Here is a 16,411-nt window from a genome sequence, read left to right as displayed (position 1 = left end):
GAGGTATTGTTCTGAAATTGCTGCCTTTCGGGACACTTTCCCGTCAGGAGCGCAGTGGTTCCAGGTTGGCGAAGAGGGAGAGAGCTTCCGGATTGGCGAGTGCTTCCTTGTTCTTGACCGGCCGGCCATGCACGACTTCGCGCACGGCGAGTTCGACGATCTTTCCGGATTTGGTGCGGGGGATATCCGCGACCTCTACGATCTTCGCCGGAACGTGACGCGGCGTGGCGCCGGTGCGGATCCTGGTCTTGATCTTCCTGTCGAGCTCTTCCGTCAGGCTGAGCCCGGAAGCGAGCCGAACAAAGAGAACGACACGAACGTCGTCTTCCCAGTCCTGACCGATGCAAAGGGCTTCGACCACTTCGTCCATCTGTTCGACCTGATTGTAGATCTCCGCCGTGCCGATGCGCACGCCGCCCGGGTTCAACGTCGCATCCGAGCGGCCGTGAATGATGATGCCGCCATGCTCGGTCCATTCGGCGAAATCGCCGTGGCACCAGATGTTGTCGAAGCGCTCGAAATAGGCAGCGCGGTATTTGGCGCCCTCCGGGTCGTTCCAGAACATCACGGGCATGGAAGGGAAAGCCTTGGTGCAGACCAGTTCGCCCTTTTCGCCGCGCACCGGCTTTCCGTCATCATTCCAGACGTCGATTGCGAGACCGAGGCCCGGACCCTGGATCTCTCCGCGCCAGACGGGCTTCAGCGGATTGCCGAGCACGAAGCAGGACACGATGTCGGTGCCGCCGGAAATGGAGGCGAGCTGGATGTCGTCGCGGATGCCCTCATACACAAATGAGAAGCCTTCAGGCGAGAGCGGCGAACCGGTCGAGGTCATCAGGCGCAGACTCGACAGGTCATGCGTGGTCTTGGGCGTCAGCCCACCCTTGCGCACAGCGTCGATATACTTTGCAGACGTACCGAAGATCGCAAAACTCTCTTCGGCCGCATAGTCGAAGAGCACATTGCCGTCGGGATAGAAGGGCGAACCGTCATAGAGGCAAAGTGTCGCGCCGCATGCGAGGCCGGAGACCAGCCAGTTCCACATCATCCAGCCGCAGGTGGTGAAATAGAACAGCTTTTCGCCGGCCTGAAGACCGCAGTGGAAGCGATGCTCTTTCAGTTGCTGCAACAGCGTGCCACCGGCCGAATGCACGATGCATTTCGGCACACCCGTCGTGCCGGAAGAGAAAAGAATGTAGATCGGATGCGAGAATGGCAGTCTGCGGTATTCGATATCCCTGACCGAGAAATCCGCGATGAACTGATCGAAGCTGCGGCCATTCGGCAATCGTGCGAGAAGTGCTGCGGTGTCGCCGGCATACGGTACGACGAGGACGGGGACATCGAGCTTGGCGGCAACGGTGACGATCTTGTCCGCCACGTCCTGCCGCTTGCCATTGTACCAGTAACCATCGCAGGCGATGAAGAGCTTGGGTTCAATCTGACCAAAGCGATCGAGCACACCCTGGTCGCCAAAATCGGGGGAGCAGGAGGACCAGATGGCGCCGAGCGAGGTCGCAGCCAGCATCAGGGCCACAGTCTCGGGCATGTTCGGCATCATGGCTGCAATGCGGTCGCCTTCGCCGATGCCCATTGCAGCCAAGGCCTGTTGAAGGCGTGAGACGGTGGCTGTCAGGCGCGACCAGGACCAGCGGTCCGACACCTTGTTCTCTCCGCGGAAGACCAGCGCATCACCGTCCCCCGCATGGGCGAGGAGATTTTCGGCAAAGTTGATTTGCGCTTGCGGGAAGAACCGTGCCTTGAGCATGTCGCCATCATCGGCAAGCGCCACGTCCCCCTTCTCTCCCACCACGCCACAATAGTCCCAGACCGCCGACCAGAAGGACGCGCGGTCTTCGACAGACCAGTCGTAGAACGCATCATAACCCGCAAAGCTGTGGCCCTCGCGGGTGGCACACCACTCAATGAAATGGGTCAGGGGTTGCGACGCCATAAAGGCGTCGGAGGGTGTCCAAAGGGGTACCAGTTCAGTCATCATGCTCCTCCTCTTCTGCTTTTCCCTATAGCATACCGCACTGCGATACAAAGCCGGGAAACCGGTGCCGGGCTGTCCATTCGTTGCACGCGGGGTAGAATTCCTATATCCGCCACAAGTACTCGATGAAGCTCTTGGACACGGGCCAGAATGATATTCTCGCGACGCGCCGGACAATCTGAAAGCCCTGGAAGCGCCGGCCCCGGTCGGCGGACCCGGCGGCTGATCAAACTCGTGCTCTCGGTGGTCGTTTTCGGCGCGCTCGTCTCCGTTTCCCTGCGTGTCGCCGCTCCGCATCTGATTTCCAGTGCCGTCGTGCGATCGGCGATCGAATCGTCCATGGCACAATGGGCTGGACACCCCGTGTCGATCGAGGATGTCGCCCAACTGCGGTTCTGGCCACGCCCCGAAGTGACCCTCAATGGCGTCAGCATTCGGCGTGCGGGCGACCACCCCGACGAGCCCTTCGTTGAAATCCAGAGCCTGTCCGCAGAATTCAGCCTCCTTTCGGCCGTGAGAGGCAAACCCGATTTCAACGACTTCCGGTTCGAGCAGCCGCAGATCCGGATTGAGCGCGATGTCGATGGACGGCTGGACTGGAGCGGTGACGGGCTGTTGAACGCGGCCGTGCGCGAAGCGCTGGCCACACAGACGACAGCAGCGTCTGACGGCGACACCAAGAAGACGGAAATCGGGTCAGTCGAAATCGTCGACGGCGAGATCACCCTGATCGATGCGCGGAGCGGCGCCAGGATCGTCGCCGACCGGATCAATGCCAAGATCGACTGGCCGCGCCTGGCGGCCCCTCTTTCCGGGCAGGCGACGTTCAATGTGCAAGACCGTGGCCTGTCGCTTTCCCTGCAGACCCCTACCCCCTTGCTGCTGCTCGGAGGCGCGGCGAGCCAGGTCGACATTTCCGCGTCGCTTCCGGGTATGCGGGGGCAGCTCAAGGGGGTGATCGACCTCAACCGGGGCAGACTGGAACAAGCCGATGTCGATCTGAGCGTTTCGGATGTGCCGCAGGCGGCCTCCGTGCTCGGATTGCGTGTCGCCGGAACGGAGCGGTGGCAGACCGCTTCGTTGAAGGCGCAGGTGACGAATGCCGGAGACGAGTGGCGCTTCGACAATCTCGAATTCAAGATCAATGGCAGCCCCGGCGACGGTATCCTCACATTGAAGAAGCGCACCGGCGCGAAACCGCTGCTGATCGGAACGGTGGCGGTCGATCTTCTCAAGATCGACGACTTCCTTCAGGCCCTGTCCATCGACTTGGGCGATCGCGCCAATGTGCGACTGCCGAGCCTCACCCGATGGGTGGATTTCGACATGCGGGTGTCCGCCGCGACTGCCACTGCTGGCAATTTCCAACTGACCGATCTCGGTGCCAGCCTGACCGGTGGCGGCGACGCGCTGAAGCTGGTGATCGGGGACACGCGGTTCATGGGGGGAGCGCTTTCGGCGCGCCTGAGCGTGAGTGGCCATGGTGTCGACCAAGGCGTCGAAATCGCCGTGATGATGGATCGGATCGATCTCGGGTCGCTGGTATCCCGGCTTTCGCCCGGGAGCCTCTCGCTCAAGGGGACCGGCTCACTGACGCTTGATGCCAAGCTTGCCGGGCCCGGATGGCAACGCAATGTCGATGCCATGTCGGGCAGACTCGACATCCGCGCAGACAATGGCGAAATCGGCGGGCTGAATGCGGAGGGACTGCGGCGCATGTCGACCGACCGGGCCTATTTCCAGCTGAGCGCGGCCGGTACTGGGGAGTTCGACTACCGAAGCCTCGACATGTCCGTCCGCTTCTCGGAGGGTTCGGCGGAAGTGGAGAAGGCCCGGATCGTGGGCGAACGGGACACTCTCGTTCTGTCCGGCATCATCCCTTACAGCCGTCAGGCTCTGGCGCTGACGGGAGAGCTCTCAGAAGTGGCCCCCAAGGCACAAACGACAGCGCCTTTGCGCTTCTTTATCGGTGGCTCGTGGCATGACCCCGTCATCTCGCCGATTCCGCCTCTTCCGGCCGCAGGTCAATAAAGGTCTTACCTGACCCTTGCCCGCTGTTTCATTCGAGACTGCAAATACTAGAATGGAACGAGTCGGGGCGCCGGGGGGGACGACAGGTGCAGACATTGCTATCAGGCTTCATCAAATTGGCGCTGGCCTCGCTGCTGGCAGGCAGTCTTCTGTCCTTCTTCGGCATAACGCCGAGGGCCGCGCTCGACACGCTGGGCGTGACGGCGGAGGATTTGCATAACGGCATCGTGTCTGCCTTTGCCTGGGCAGCACCCCGAATGCTGATAGGCGCCGTCGTCATCTTGCCTATCTGGCTGGTCACCTATCTGCTGATGCCGCCCCGGGGCTGAGCGGGCGGCTCCCGTGCCGATCAGGCCGTGGTGCCGCGCGCAGCGACATGCTCGTCTCGCTGCCGCTGGAGTTCCCGCTGCTTTGTGCCGACAGATGCGATGATCACCCCGATGGTGACGATGCCGATCAGGATGGTGCAGATGGCATTGATTTCGGGTGTGACCCCCAGGCGTACCTGTGAATAGATCTTGATCGGCAGCGTCGTCGCACCCGGCCCTGTTGTGAAGCTCGCGATCACGAGATCGTCCAGCGAGAGCGTGAAGGCCAGCATCCAGCCGGATATGACGGCGGGCAGGATGAGAGGCAGGGTGATCTTGAAGAAGGTCTTGACCGGCGGGCAGCCGAGGTCCTGGGCTGCCTCTTCGAGGCTCGTGTCGAAGGTGAGCAGGCGCGACTGCACGACGATCGCCACGTAGCACATGGTGAAGGTCGTGTGTGCGATGACGACGGTCATCAGACCCCGGTCGACGCCGATCGCCACGAAGAGCAGAAGCAGTGACAGGCCCGTGATGACCTCAGGCATGACGAGCGGCGCATAGACCATGCCCGAAAACAGCAAGCGTCCCTTGAAGCGTGTAAAGCGGACTAGTGTCAGCGCGGCGAGCGTCCCGAGGACCGTGCCGAGCGAAGCACTCAGGAGGCCGACCTGCAGCGTGACCCAGGCCGCGCTCATCAGCCCGGCATTGCGCCACATCTCGCCGTACCATTTCAGCGAAAAGCCGCCCCAGACCGTCACCAGCTTCGACTCGTTGAAGGAGTAGATCACCAGGATCAGGATCGGGATGTAGAGAAAGGCGAAACCGAGTGTCAGGATCGTCGCGTCAAATTTTCCGGGTCTCATCGGCCCACCCTCACGCTTTCTGCTGCTGGTTCTGGAAGATGGCGATGGGCACGACCAGAATGAGAAGCAGCAGGACGGCAACGGCGGAGGCGAGCGGCCAGTCGCGATTGCCGAAGAACTCGGTCCACAACGTCTTGCCGATCATCAGCGTGTTGGCACCACCGAGAAGATCGGGAATGACGAATTCGCCCGTGATCGGGATGAAGCAGATCATCGAGCCGGCGATGACACCCGGGATCGACAGCGGGAAGGTGATCTTCCAGAAGGCCTTCCAGGGCGGGCAACCGAGATCGCTCGCGGCTTCAAGAAGCGTGCCATCCATCTTTTCGAGAGCGGAATAGAGCGGCAGCACCATGAAGGGCAGGTAGGAATAGACGATGCCGATAAAGACGGCGATCTCGGTGCGGAAGATCTGCACCTGGCTGCCTTCGTCCATCAGGCCCAACGATTGGAGTAGCACCGTCAGCAGCCCCTCGGGCTTCAGGATGCCGATCCAGGCATAGACGCGGATCAGGAAGGAAGTCCAGAATGGCAGGATGACCAGCATGACCAGGGTCGGGCGAATGCTGACAGAGGCTCGCGCCATGGCGAGCGCCATCGGATAACCGATGAGCAGCAGGAGGAAGGTGGAAATCAGCGCGATGCGCAGCGACGAGACATACGAGTTGAAATAGAGAGAGTCCTCCGTGAGGAAGACATAGTTGTCAAAGTCGAGTTGGCTGATGAAATCGCCGATCACCGCGAAGCCTTCCAGCACCGGCCGGTAGGGCGGCATGGCGATTGCCGTGTCGGACAGCGAGATCTTCAAGATGATCAGGAAGGGCGTCAGGAAGAAGAGTATCATCCACAGATAGGGGATGATCACGACCAGCCATTTTGCGGACCCGGATCTGGAGGCGGCGATACTGTCGGCCATGGGGCATCCTCCTCAGCGTGTCAGGACAAGGCCGGCATCGGCCGGCCAGGAGAGCCAGACCATGTCGCCATAGGTGATCGGTCGATCGACGAGCCGCGAGACATTGGCCTGAGCGGCCCGGAACATGCGGCCATCATCCAGGCGCACAATGAAGACCGAGAAGTCACCCAGATACCCGATGTCCAGGACCTCACCATGCAGCGTGTTGGCGGTCGACGTTTCGGGCTGGGTGGACGAGATCTGCACCTTTTCCGGCCGGACGGCGAAGGCGACGCTGTCGCCCCCTGTCGCATCGCAGGCCTGCTCGACGATGATCTTTACGCCGTCGCTGTCGATGTGCACCAGTTCGGCCGGTCCCTCGCCTTGCTTGGATTCCACCTTGGCTTCGAGAATATTGATGTCGCCGATGAAGTCAGCGACATAACGCGAATTCGGCGCCTCGTAGATCTCGGCGGGTGTTGCCACCTGGACGAGAATGCCCTTGTCCATAACGGCAATGCGATCGGACACGGTCATCGCCTCTTCCTGGTCATGGGTGACGATCAGGAAGGTCAGGCCGAGCTTGGTCTGGATGTCCATCAGTTCGAACTGGGTTTCCTCTCGCAGCTTGCGATCGAGCGCGCCGAGCGGTTCGTCGAGCAACAGGACCTTGGGGCGCTTGGCGATCGAACGGGCGAGCGCGACGCGCTGGCGCTGGCCACCCGAGAGCTGGTTGGGTTTGCGCTTGGCGAACTGCTCCAGCTTCACCAGTTTCAGCATTTCCTGGACGCGGGCCTCGATCTCGCCCTTCGACATGTTGTCCTGCTCCAGGCCAAAGGCGATGTTCTTCTCGACCGACATGTGCGGGAAGAGCGCATAGGACTGGAACATCATGTTGGTGGGGCGCTTGTAGGGCGGCACGCCGGAGAGATCCTGCCCCTGCAGAAGGATGCGACCTGAGCTCGGCTTTTCAAAGCCGGCCAGCATGCGCATGAGCGTTGTCTTGCCACAGCCGGACGGCCCGAGCAGCGAAAAGAACTCGCGCTCGTAGATATCGAGACTCAGATTATCGACCGCGACGAAATCGCCGAACCGCTTGGTGACGTTTTCGAAGCGGATGAAAGGAACGGCATTCGCATCGGTCCAAGGAGAAAATTTGTGCTTAACAGGCCCCAGTGTCTTCGCCATTACCCGATCCCAGCCGTTTTTCTTGTTACCCAGAGCATGATGAAAATCGCCGGGCGCTTGGGGCGCCCGGCGATTTCGTGTCCGGTCAGCTACCGGTCTTGATCTGTGTCCAGACCCGGTTCAACACACGCTGCTCGCGTGGGCCGTAAGGCGAGATGGTGAAGAGCTTGGACATGACGTCTTCCGGCGGATAGACGGCCGGGTTGTCCTTGACCTCTGGATCCAGAAGCTCCTGGGCGGCCAGGTTGCCATTCGCATACTGCACATAGTTGGAGGCTTTGGCGATCACGTCGGGGCGCATCAGGAAGTTGATGAACTCATGGGCTTCGGCGACGTTCTTGGCATCCGCGGGGATCGCCATGTTGTCGAACCACATGTAGGTGCCTTCCTTCGGGATCACATAGTTGATCTCGACGCCGTTCTCGGCTTCCTCGGCGCGGGCCTTGGCCTGCAGAATATCGCCTGACCAGCCGATCGTGACGCAGACGTCGCCATTGGCGAGATCGTCAATATATGCGGACGAGTTGAAGGTGCGCACCGAAGGGCGGATCTTCATGTAGACTTCGCCACCCGCTTCCAGATCAGCGGCTTCCTTGCTGTCGGGATCCTTGCCGATATAGTTCATGGCGATGGCGAAGGTCTCGTCGGATGCGTCGAGGATGTTCACACCGCAGGCCTTCAGTTTTTCGGCGTTTTCCGGCTTGAAGATGGTATCCCAGCTATCGACGGTGAAATCGGCGCCCAGCGCTTCCTTGACCTTGGCGACATTGTAGCCAATGCCCGTCGTGCCCCACATGTAGTTGACGGCATATTCGTTGCCGGGATCATATTTCGACAGACGCTCGCTGACCATCGGCCAGAGATTGGTCAGGTTCGACAGCTTCGACTTGTCGAGCTTCTGGAAAACACCGGCCTGGATCTGACGAGCAAGGAAAGGCGCCGTCGGCACGACGACGTCATAGCCCGAGCCACCGGCGAGCAGTTTCGTCTCGAGCAATTCGTTCGAATCGAAAACGTCATAAACGACCTTGATACCCGTTTCCTTGGTAAAATCTGCGAGGACGGATTCGTCGATATAGTCGGACCAATTGTAGACGTTGACGACGCGTTCCTGCGCCTGGACAGCCGATGCGATGAAGATCGTCGCCAGGGCCACCGACGCCGTACGGATGAAATGAGCCTTCATTTTTTCTCCTGTTCCAGCTGGGGGAGCGAGGTGCTCCCGATGCCATTCCCGTTGTTTTTTTAAGAGACTAGAAAGGAATTGGACGGGCGACAAGCGAAATCCTTCGCAGTCGCGAATGCTTTTGTCGGCGCGCGCCCGCTCACTGAAAATCGAACGCGGAGAGGCCTGTGACCATCTCGTCGAGGCCGAGCGGGCGGGTCAGCGGGGGCTCCGCTCGAGCAAGACAGCCTGACCGTTCGCAGAGGCGACAGGCCGGGCCGATCGCGATCGGGGCCACCGAGCGGTCGGGAAGCGCGGCCGCATAGGCGACCTCGTCCCGGCTCGATGCGTCGCAGCCGATCAGCAGCGCGGTGCGGCGGATGCGCTCTCCGAAACTGGCCTGTGGGCCCTCCAGCGTGCGCGACAGGGTGAGAAATGCGCTACCGTCAGGCATTTCGACCTGCTCGACCAGGATCTGCCCCGGCTGAGCGAAAGCGGCGTGAACATTCAGCTTGGGACAACCGCCGCCGAACTTCGCCTGCGGAAAGCCCGTCGCGCCTGCGCGGCGGAAACGGTTTCCGGCATTGTCGATCTCCATCATGAAGAAGGAGACGCCTGTCGCACCCGGGCGCTGAAGCATGGTCAGCCGGTTGGCCACCTGCTCGAAGGAGACGTTGAAGCGGGCACGCAATACGTCGATGTCATAGCGGGCGCGGATGGCTGCCGAGAGAAAGGCTCCATAGGGCATCATCAGGGCGTGTGCGGTATAGCGCGCCAGTTCGAAGCGAGCGATGCGACGCGCCTCGCCCGAGGAGAGTTCAAGCCCCTCGAGTTCGGCCTGCACGTCTTCGCCGAGAGCAAGCAGCACCACCTCCATCGACACCTCGCGCATCTGGTCGAAGGGCGACAAACGCTCCGAGAGGAAGAGGCGCATGGAGTGGCGGTCGTAGCGGCGACGGAGCGAGGGCATGGCCTGCACGGGAAGCGCGCGCACCACAATGCCGTGGGTCGAACGCAGCCATGTCTTGAGGGCGACCGTGAGATCATCTCCGGCCGACAGGCCAAGGCCGGCATGAAAGGCCTCTGCAGCCTCGTCGAGCCGGGCGAAATAATTCGGCCGGCGCTCGAAGACTTCGCGCACCTCGTCGATCGGCAGGCGCGCACCCGATAGAGACGTCTCATGCCCCTCCCGCGCCAGGAGATCGGCGAGATCCGACAGACGCGCAGCCTGTTCACGATAGGCGCGGTAGAGCTTGATGATGCCGCTCGCAGCATTCGGAGCAGCTTCGGCGACTTCGATCAGTTCCTGATCGCCGGGCAATTCCCCCGAAAGCAGCGGATCGGCGAAGATCTCGCGCAACTGGCTCGTCGAGCCACCAGCCTCGCCTTGCAGCCCGTCGAGATCGACCTTGTACACGGAAGACAGCTTGAGCAGCAGCTGGACCGTCAGGGGGCGCTGGTTGCGCTCGATCAGGTTGAGATAGGAGGGCGAAATTTCCAGCGCCTCGGCCATGGCCGTCTGGGTGAGGCCGAGGCCATTGCGAATGCGACGGACACGAGGCCCCGCAAAGATCTTGCGCTCTGCCATTTACAGCTCCTTTACAAGATTTACCGAACTCGGCGCATCGTCCGCTTTGACTGAATTTACAAAATTACACGCACGCTCTGTCAAAGACAATACAGCGTAACCTCTTTCATCTCCCTGTTTTACCGAATTTTCTGGCCGTATTTTGCGGTGCGATGTAAATCTAGTCACACCAGAAGCGGCCAAGCCAACATGAAGAACTTCACTTGGTCAGCGCCTAGCAGTGACAGGGAGACACGACATGACTGAATTTTACAACATCGTTCCGAATGCCCCCAAGGGCCGTTATGACGGCATCGATCGCCCCTACACTGCAGCGGACGTACAGCGCCTGCGCGGCTCGGTCGAGATCAAGCATACACTGGCCGAAATGGGTGCGAACCGTCTGTGGCAGCTGATCAACGAAGAGCCTTTCATCAATGCGCTCGGCGCGCTCTCCGGCAATCAGGCGATGCAGATGGTTCGTGCAGGCCTGAAGGCGATCTACCTCTCCGGCTGGCAGGTCGCCGCCGACGCCAACACGGCCTCTTCCATGTATCCCGACCAGTCGCTCTATCCGGCAAATGCCGCACCTGAGCTTGCCAAGCGCATCAACCGCACGCTGCAGCGTGCCGACCAGATCGAGACCGCGGAAGGCAAGGGCCTCTCGGTCGACACATGGTTCGCGCCGATCGTTGCGGACGCGGAAGCCGGCTTCGGCGGACCGCTGAATGCCTTCGAGATCATGAAGGCCTTCATCGAAGCGGGTGCTGCGGGTGTCCACTTCGAAGACCAGCTGGCGTCCGAAAAGAAGTGCGGCCATCTGGGCGGCAAGGTCCTTATCCCGACGGCCGCCCATATCCGCAACCTGACGGCTGCGCGACTGGCCGCCGACATCATGGGCGTTCCGACGCTGATCATTGCCCGCACCGATGCGGAAGCGGCAAAGCTGCTCACCTCCGACATCGACGAGCGCGACCAGCCCTTCGTCGACTATGATGCCGGCCGCACGGCGGAAGGTTTCTACCAGGTCAAGAACGGCATCGAGCCCTGCATCGCACGTGCGATTGCTTATGCGCCCCATTGCGACATGATCTGGATGGAGACCGGCAAGCCGGATCTCGAGCAGGCGCGCAAGTTCGCCGAAGCCGTGCACAAGGCCCATCCGGGCAAAAAGCTCGCATACAACTGCTCGCCGTCGTTCAACTGGAAGAAGCATCTCGACGATGCGACGATCGCCAAGTTCCAGCGCGAGCTCGGTGCGATGGGCTACAAGTTCCAGTTCATCACGCTCGCCGGCTTCCACCAGCTGAACTACGGCATGTTCGAACTGGCCCGCGGCTACAAGGATCGTCAGATGGCGGCCTATTCGGAACTGCAGGAGGCGGAATTCGCAGCCGAGGTCAACGGCTACACCGCGACCAAGCATCAGCGCGAAGTCGGCACCGGCTATTTCGACGCCGTCTCGCTCGCGATCACCGCTGGCCAGTCCTCGACGACTGCAATGAAGGAATCGACGGAAACCGAGCAGTTCCGCCCGGCCGCCGAATAGACCGGGGCAACTGCCCCTCATCTTGATCCTCTCCCCGCTGGCGGGGAGAGGGAGCCCCGAGACCGAGGCACCTGGCTGCGTTTTCCCCGGCAGCGGGGCGAAGGCGGCAACAGCTCAGGCGTAAAGCGTTGGGCCGGCACGAAGGGCTTTGTTCTCGCATATCAACGTTCAAGAACCCCAGACACCAAGAGGAGAAATGCCATGACACCCCAGACCCGAGTCAAGGAACGCGCCGAAGAACAGTCCTCGGCCATGAGCACCGATCAGCAGGCGATGATCCGCATGTTGGCAAACGACCTGCACCGGCTCAACCATTCGATCATGAAGGCCGTCGATGCCGGCGTCTCCGTCGAGCTCGTCCGCTCAGCCCGCCACCATGGCGGTGACGGCAACTGGGGTGATCTCCTGATCCCCGTCATCGTGACCCAGGGCAGCCATCAGGCGGCCTGATCCACGATCTTGTCCCCCGGCCGGCCCCTGACCTCCGGACCGGTTCCCGCACGATGACGGCCTCTGGGGAGGAGTGCCAGTCGTCGTGCGGGTTTTTTCTATCTTCGGGACGTGTCAGCTGCGCGTGCTCGGCCGCTTGCCGGCCAGTATGTCCCGGTGGGACTTGAGGAGTTTTTCCAGCCGGTTCGCAACCAGACGGATGTCGGATCTGTGGCGATCATCGTTGTTCATCACGATCCATTGCCGGTGGCGCAGCTCGGGCATGTCCTCGCCGACCCGCTCCAGCGTCGGATCGAGGTCTCCGACGAAACAAGGCAGTACACCGAGGCCCGCACCGGCGCGGACGAGATCGCGCAGGGATCTCGGCCGGTTGACGGTCGCCACAATCCGCTCGGCGGCATTCTGGCGCGGCCAGCGAAGATAGGCTGAAACCGCATTTTCATCGTCCACCGCAATCCACGGCTCCGGGCCGATCCACTCTCTGTTGCGCGCCCGATAGGCGGCATAGGCGACCTCCCCCACCGGGATGGCTGCCAGGTTGGGCTCCTCCGGCTCGAAGGCACGCAGGCCGATGTCGTTTTCCCGATGCGAAAGCCGTGATCTTTGCTCCGCGACATGGAGGTCGATGCGGAACTCGTCGCGCGGCGTGCGGATCATCTGCATGTTCTGGCAGAGAAGCCAGGCGATCCATGTCCCAAGACTGATCCGCACCAGCGACTGCCCGGCCTTGCCGCGGCGCCACTCCTCCACACGCTGGCTGCCAGCCTCCAGTTCGACCAGGTGCTCCAGCAACTGGCTGCCATCGCTGGTGAGGCGATAGCCCGTCTGGCTGCGCAGGAAGAGCTCACGCCCCAGCGCCTGTTCGAGCTCGACCATGCGGCGACCGAGCGTTGCGGCGCTGAGCCCCGTTGTTTCAGCAGCGGCCGAAAGCCCACCCTGTCGGGCGACCGAGAGAAAAAGCTGATAGGAATCCCAGGCAACGTCTTTCATGGATGAACGACATAGCGCATCATTGGCTGTTCATACATCCAGAAATGGCGAATAGAAAAGGTGACGGCATCAATTTCAGGAGATCCGTCATGCAAGAAGTCCACGCAGCCTTGGCCGTCATCGCGCTGAAAAGAAAGTTGGGTCAGAACGACCAATTGTCGGAAGACGAGTTTTACGCTCAATTTGGCGAAGCGCCCTGGAGCCGCGTTTCGCGGCTCAGCCGCTCCTTGATCGAGCGGCTGCGGTGGAGACGTGGAACACGGGCGGCGTGTCGCCCTGCCCCCGGTCCGACCTGCCGTTCGCCCCAAACCTGACGCAACAAAGCCCGGCGCGATGTCCGGGCTTTGTCAATTTGCGAGAGAGAAATCAGGCCGCGCGGCTGGCCGGACGCTGGCGATCTGCCTCGATCCTGAACTGCTGCAGAAGATCCCGCAGCTGATCCGTTTGCGCGGAAAGATCCTGGGTGGCGGCGGTTGCCTCTTCCACCATGGCTGCATTCTGCTGCGTCATCTGATCCATGCGGCCCACGGCGCCGTTGACCTCCTGCAGGGCACCTGACTGCTCGCGGCTGGTCTCGGCAATCATCTCAATATGCTCACTGATCGTCGCGATCTGGCCACCGATGCGCGAGAGCACCGTTCCCGTTTGCTGGACATGGTTTGAGCCGCTGGCCACTTCTTCCGCAGAGCGATTGATGAGAGCCTTGATCTCCTTTGCAGCACCGGCCGAGCGCTGGGCGAGTTCGCGGACTTCCTGCGCAACCACGGCAAACCCCTTGCCGGCGTCGCCGGCACGGGCTGCCTCGACCCCGGCATTCAGGGCCAGCAGGTTGGTCTGGAAGGCGATCTCGTCGATGACGCCGATGATGTTGGAGATCTGGCGCGAGGCGTCCTCGATGCGGCCCATGGCCGAGATCGCGCTGCCAACGACGATGGCGGATTCATCCGCATTCTTCTTGGCTTCGCGGACGACACCGTTGACCGTTTCGGCGCGCTCCGAAGACGACCGCACGGCGGCGGTGATTTCGTCGACGGCGGCAGCGGTCTCTTCGAGCGAGGCGGCCTGCTGTTCGGTGCGGCGCGCGAGATCGAGGGCGGACTGGGCCATCTGGCGACCGTTGTTCTGGATCTGGTCGACGTTGCCGGCGATCTGTTGCATCGTGTCGCGCAGGCGGGAGAGCGACAGGTTGAAATCGTTGCGCAGCTGTTCGAGACGGCCGTGGAAGCGGCCTTCGATCTCGAAGGAAATGTCACCATTGGCGAGACGTTCGAGTGCCTGGGCGAGCTTGCCGACCGCGTGTTCAATCTCCTGGTCGAGCGCCTGTTTTTCCTCATCATTGCGGCGGCGTTCGGATTCCGCCTCCATCTGCTCGCGCTGGCGCTCGGATTCGATTTCGAGCTTCGTGTGGGCATTGGTCTTGAAGACGGCGAGTGCCCGGGCCATGGCACCGATCTCATCGCCGCGCTTGTCTCCGACGATCCCAGCCTCGAGATCGCCTTCGGCCAGGCGCTGCATCGACGAGGTGATGCGTGCGATCGGTCGCTGCAGGGTAACGACGAGAGCGATGCCGCCGATGACGGCGAGAAGCACGCCAGCGATGGTGGTGCCGATGGAGATGCGGTTCGCCTCCTGGCGTTCCGTCCCGGCAACATCCTTCTGCAGATCGGCGAAGGCGGTCAATGACATCCAGATGCCATCCATGGTGCGGCTGGCTTCGGCAAAGCTTGCATTGCGATCGGCGCTTGCCTTCACCAGTGCACCGGTATCGGCTGTGAGGGAGGCCAGAAGCGGCGTGATGGCGCCTGCCAGGCTATCGTAAAAGGCCTTGTCAGAAATGCTGCCGCCGAGCACAGCGAGATTGTCGCCGATCAGCTTGATCTGGCGCAGAATAGGCTCGCGGGTCTTGTCGTTCTTCACGTTGAGGAAGGTCGCCGTCAGAATGCGCAGGTCGTAGACATCGGCGACAAGCTTGCGGCTGCCGATCAGGATGTCGGCAGCCTGTACGGCTCCGGTCTCGACGGCGGCGAACTTCTGGACGGATTCGCTGTATTTGGTTGCGGCGCCTGCAGTCAGGACGTCCTGGAAGCCGCGGAAGCGTGAAAGGACTGAGCCTACGGCGCGTCCATTCTCGAGGCTCAGGTCGCCGGTTGCGACCAGCTTCTTGATCTCGTTGATCGATGCGAGGAAGGTCTTGCCCATATCCTTGTGCTCGGATGGCAGGGCGTTGGCGATCTTGCGCTGGGTCTTCACGAGTTCCGGCAACTGCTTCTGCAGATAGGGGAACTGCTCTTCCGGCAATCCTGCCGCAAAATATCCCTTGGTCACTTCGGCCAGATGCTTGGCGCCGGCCGAAAGACGCTCGGCCTCCTTCAAGACACCCTTCGCCTCGTTTTCGCCGCCAAGCACGGCACGCTGCAGCTTCTGGGCTTCGTCGGCGACGCGGATCTGCTGCGCCATCAGCCCTTTCAGGTGTTCCTGGATGGAGGCATCCAGCGCCACTTCGGATTGGTAGAGCTGCCAGAGGACATCGATCTTCTCATTGACCGCACCCGTGCCTGCGATCGCCTCGTCGAGAAAGTTGCGCCCCATGCCGTCGGCACCGATCTCGGACACGTTCTGGGTAAGGGTTGCCTGTTGCGTCGACAGTTCGCCGACGACCGCGCCGCGCGTCTCCTCCGAGGTCTCGTCAAGGAAGCGCGTCATTGCGGCATTCACGTTGCGGAAGCCGTTCAGCGACCGCATCGTGCCATTGGAAATTTCCATGCGCTGCTGGAGGAGGCCCGAGGCGTAGAGGCCCATGAGACCGACCGCAGTAATCGACAGAACAAACGGGAGAACGAAGGCCATGACCTTGGTCGAAATCGAAAACCGCGACAGAATATGATCGATCAACATTGTCCCTCCAAAAGAAGGCAGAGCATCGCTGCTCCACCTCTTAAAAAACTGGACGGCTGCGATTGTTGTCGTCGCCGTCTGCACTCCACTCCGAGAACAAGAGTTGCAGTAAAAGTCTCAAGACCGAGTTAAAGGGCGCCACAGGCGTGGGCGGCCTTGAACAAGCTCATGCATCGAGGACAAAAGTGCAGCAGGCACAGCAGATCATCAGATCAGGCGCGGCGGCGGCAGGGCCACAGGAAGACCGGCGGCTATCCGCTTCACCAAGAGGGGGCATCAGGCGATTGAGGTCAGGCGAAGAGGCCGATCGCCAGAGCTGCAAGCGCGCTGACGGCATAGAGGCAGACGATGCTCAGATGGCGAAGGCGGGCACGCTCTTCGTCACGGACGCGGGTGATGGCAATTGCGATGGCGCGAGGCTTGCGGGTCTGACGGTTCATGGGGCGCGGTCCTTGATGCGGCCGGGGAAGGTCATGCCCTTGCGGGCTGTCGCCGGCCAGACCTCATGTCGCGA

13 protein-coding genes are annotated in these 16,411 nt (G+C 61.5%); 4 read left to right on the top strand and 9 right to left on the bottom strand.

Annotated elements, in window-relative coordinates; translation table 11 throughout:
• Window positions 1–43: 43 nt before the first annotated feature.
• Window positions 44–1,996, bottom strand: coding sequence for an acetoacetate--CoA ligase (locus QTL56_RS18950; protein WP_370660309.1), 1,953 nt, complete (start codon window positions 1,994–1,996; stop codon window positions 44–46).
• A 150-nt stretch (window positions 1,997–2,146) separates the two neighbouring features.
• On the opposite strand from QTL56_RS18950, the gene QTL56_RS18945 reads away from it, so the two are divergent.
• Together QTL56_RS18945 and QTL56_RS18940 are read left to right on the top strand one after the other, a co-directional pair.
• Window positions 2,147–4,027, top strand: coding sequence for an AsmA family protein (locus QTL56_RS18945; RefSeq protein ID WP_245134783.1), 1,881 nt, complete (start codon window positions 2,147–2,149; stop codon window positions 4,025–4,027).
• Between the two features lie 86 nt (window positions 4,028–4,113).
• Complete coding sequence (locus tag QTL56_RS18940; RefSeq protein ID WP_229573031.1) at window positions 4,114–4,356, top strand: DUF6460 domain-containing protein; 243 nt, start codon at window positions 4,114–4,116, stop codon at window positions 4,354–4,356.
• A 20-nt stretch (window positions 4,357–4,376) separates the two neighbouring features.
• Here QTL56_RS18940 and QTL56_RS18935 read toward each other — a convergent pair whose 3' ends face one another.
• The 5 genes from QTL56_RS18935 to QTL56_RS18915 all read right to left on the bottom strand — a co-directional run bounded on the left by QTL56_RS18935 (window position 4,377) and on the right by QTL56_RS18915 (window position 10,034).
• Complete coding sequence (locus tag QTL56_RS18935) at window positions 4,377–5,198, bottom strand: ABC transporter permease (RefSeq protein WP_245134781.1); 822 nt, start codon at window positions 5,196–5,198, stop codon at window positions 4,377–4,379.
• Window positions 5,199–5,208: 10 nt separating this feature from the next.
• Entirely contained in the window at window positions 5,209–6,114 is a 906-nt protein-coding gene (locus QTL56_RS18930; protein ID WP_229573033.1) for an ABC transporter permease subunit, read from the bottom strand.
• Window positions 6,115–6,126: 12 nt separating this feature from the next.
• The gene (locus QTL56_RS18925) at window positions 6,127–7,281 is read right to left on the bottom strand and encodes an ABC transporter ATP-binding protein (RefSeq protein WP_229573034.1); all 1,155 of its coding nucleotides are present in this window, start codon (window positions 7,279–7,281) and stop codon (window positions 6,127–6,129) included.
• An 85-nt stretch (window positions 7,282–7,366) separates the two neighbouring features.
• Window positions 7,367–8,467 (bottom strand): polyamine ABC transporter substrate-binding protein, encoded by a 1,101-nt coding sequence (locus QTL56_RS18920; RefSeq protein ID WP_229573035.1) that lies wholly within the window; start codon window positions 8,465–8,467, stop codon window positions 7,367–7,369.
• 139 nt (window positions 8,468–8,606) lie between these two features.
• On the bottom strand, window positions 8,607–10,034 hold the full coding sequence (locus tag QTL56_RS18915) for a helix-turn-helix domain-containing protein (protein WP_245134778.1): 1,428 nt from the start codon (window positions 10,032–10,034) through the stop codon (window positions 8,607–8,609).
• Window positions 10,035–10,272: 238 nt separating this feature from the next.
• On the opposite strand from QTL56_RS18915, the gene aceA reads away from it, so the two are divergent.
• Together aceA and QTL56_RS18905 are read left to right on the top strand one after the other, a co-directional pair.
• Window positions 10,273–11,562, top strand: coding sequence for an isocitrate lyase (aceA, locus tag QTL56_RS18910; protein WP_229573037.1), 1,290 nt, complete (start codon window positions 10,273–10,275; stop codon window positions 11,560–11,562).
• 201 nt (window positions 11,563–11,763) lie between these two features.
• Window positions 11,764–12,012 carry an SMc00767 family acetate metabolism repressor gene (locus QTL56_RS18905; RefSeq protein ID WP_203019758.1) on the top strand — a complete coding sequence of 83 codons (249 nt, stop codon included), beginning with the start codon at window positions 11,764–11,766 and terminating at the stop codon, window positions 12,010–12,012.
• A gap of 114 nt (window positions 12,013–12,126) precedes the next feature.
• Here the strand turns inward: QTL56_RS18905 and QTL56_RS18900 are convergent, their stop codons facing one another.
• The 3 genes from QTL56_RS18900 to QTL56_RS18890 form a co-directional block, all read right to left on the bottom strand.
• Window positions 12,127–13,002: a LysR family transcriptional regulator gene (locus tag QTL56_RS18900; RefSeq protein ID WP_245134776.1), complete on the bottom strand. Its 876-nt coding sequence runs from the start codon at window positions 13,000–13,002 to the stop codon at window positions 12,127–12,129.
• A gap of 366 nt (window positions 13,003–13,368) precedes the next feature.
• The gene (locus tag QTL56_RS18895; RefSeq protein ID WP_245134774.1) at window positions 13,369–15,897 is read right to left on the bottom strand and encodes a methyl-accepting chemotaxis protein; all 2,529 of its coding nucleotides are present in this window, start codon (window positions 15,895–15,897) and stop codon (window positions 13,369–13,371) included.
• 290 nt (window positions 15,898–16,187) lie between these two features.
• On the bottom strand, window positions 16,188–16,337 hold the full coding sequence (locus QTL56_RS18890; protein ID WP_245134773.1) for a hypothetical protein: 150 nt from the start codon (window positions 16,335–16,337) through the stop codon (window positions 16,188–16,190).
• Window positions 16,338–16,411: the final 74 nt, after the last annotated feature.

It is taken from the genome of Peteryoungia algae, from assembly GCF_030369675.1.
Taxonomy (GTDB): Bacteria; Pseudomonadota; Alphaproteobacteria; order Rhizobiales; family Rhizobiaceae; genus Allorhizobium; species Allorhizobium algae.
The sequence above is the reverse complement of the archived record's forward strand: the minus strand, read 5'-3'. Positions and strand labels throughout refer to the sequence as shown.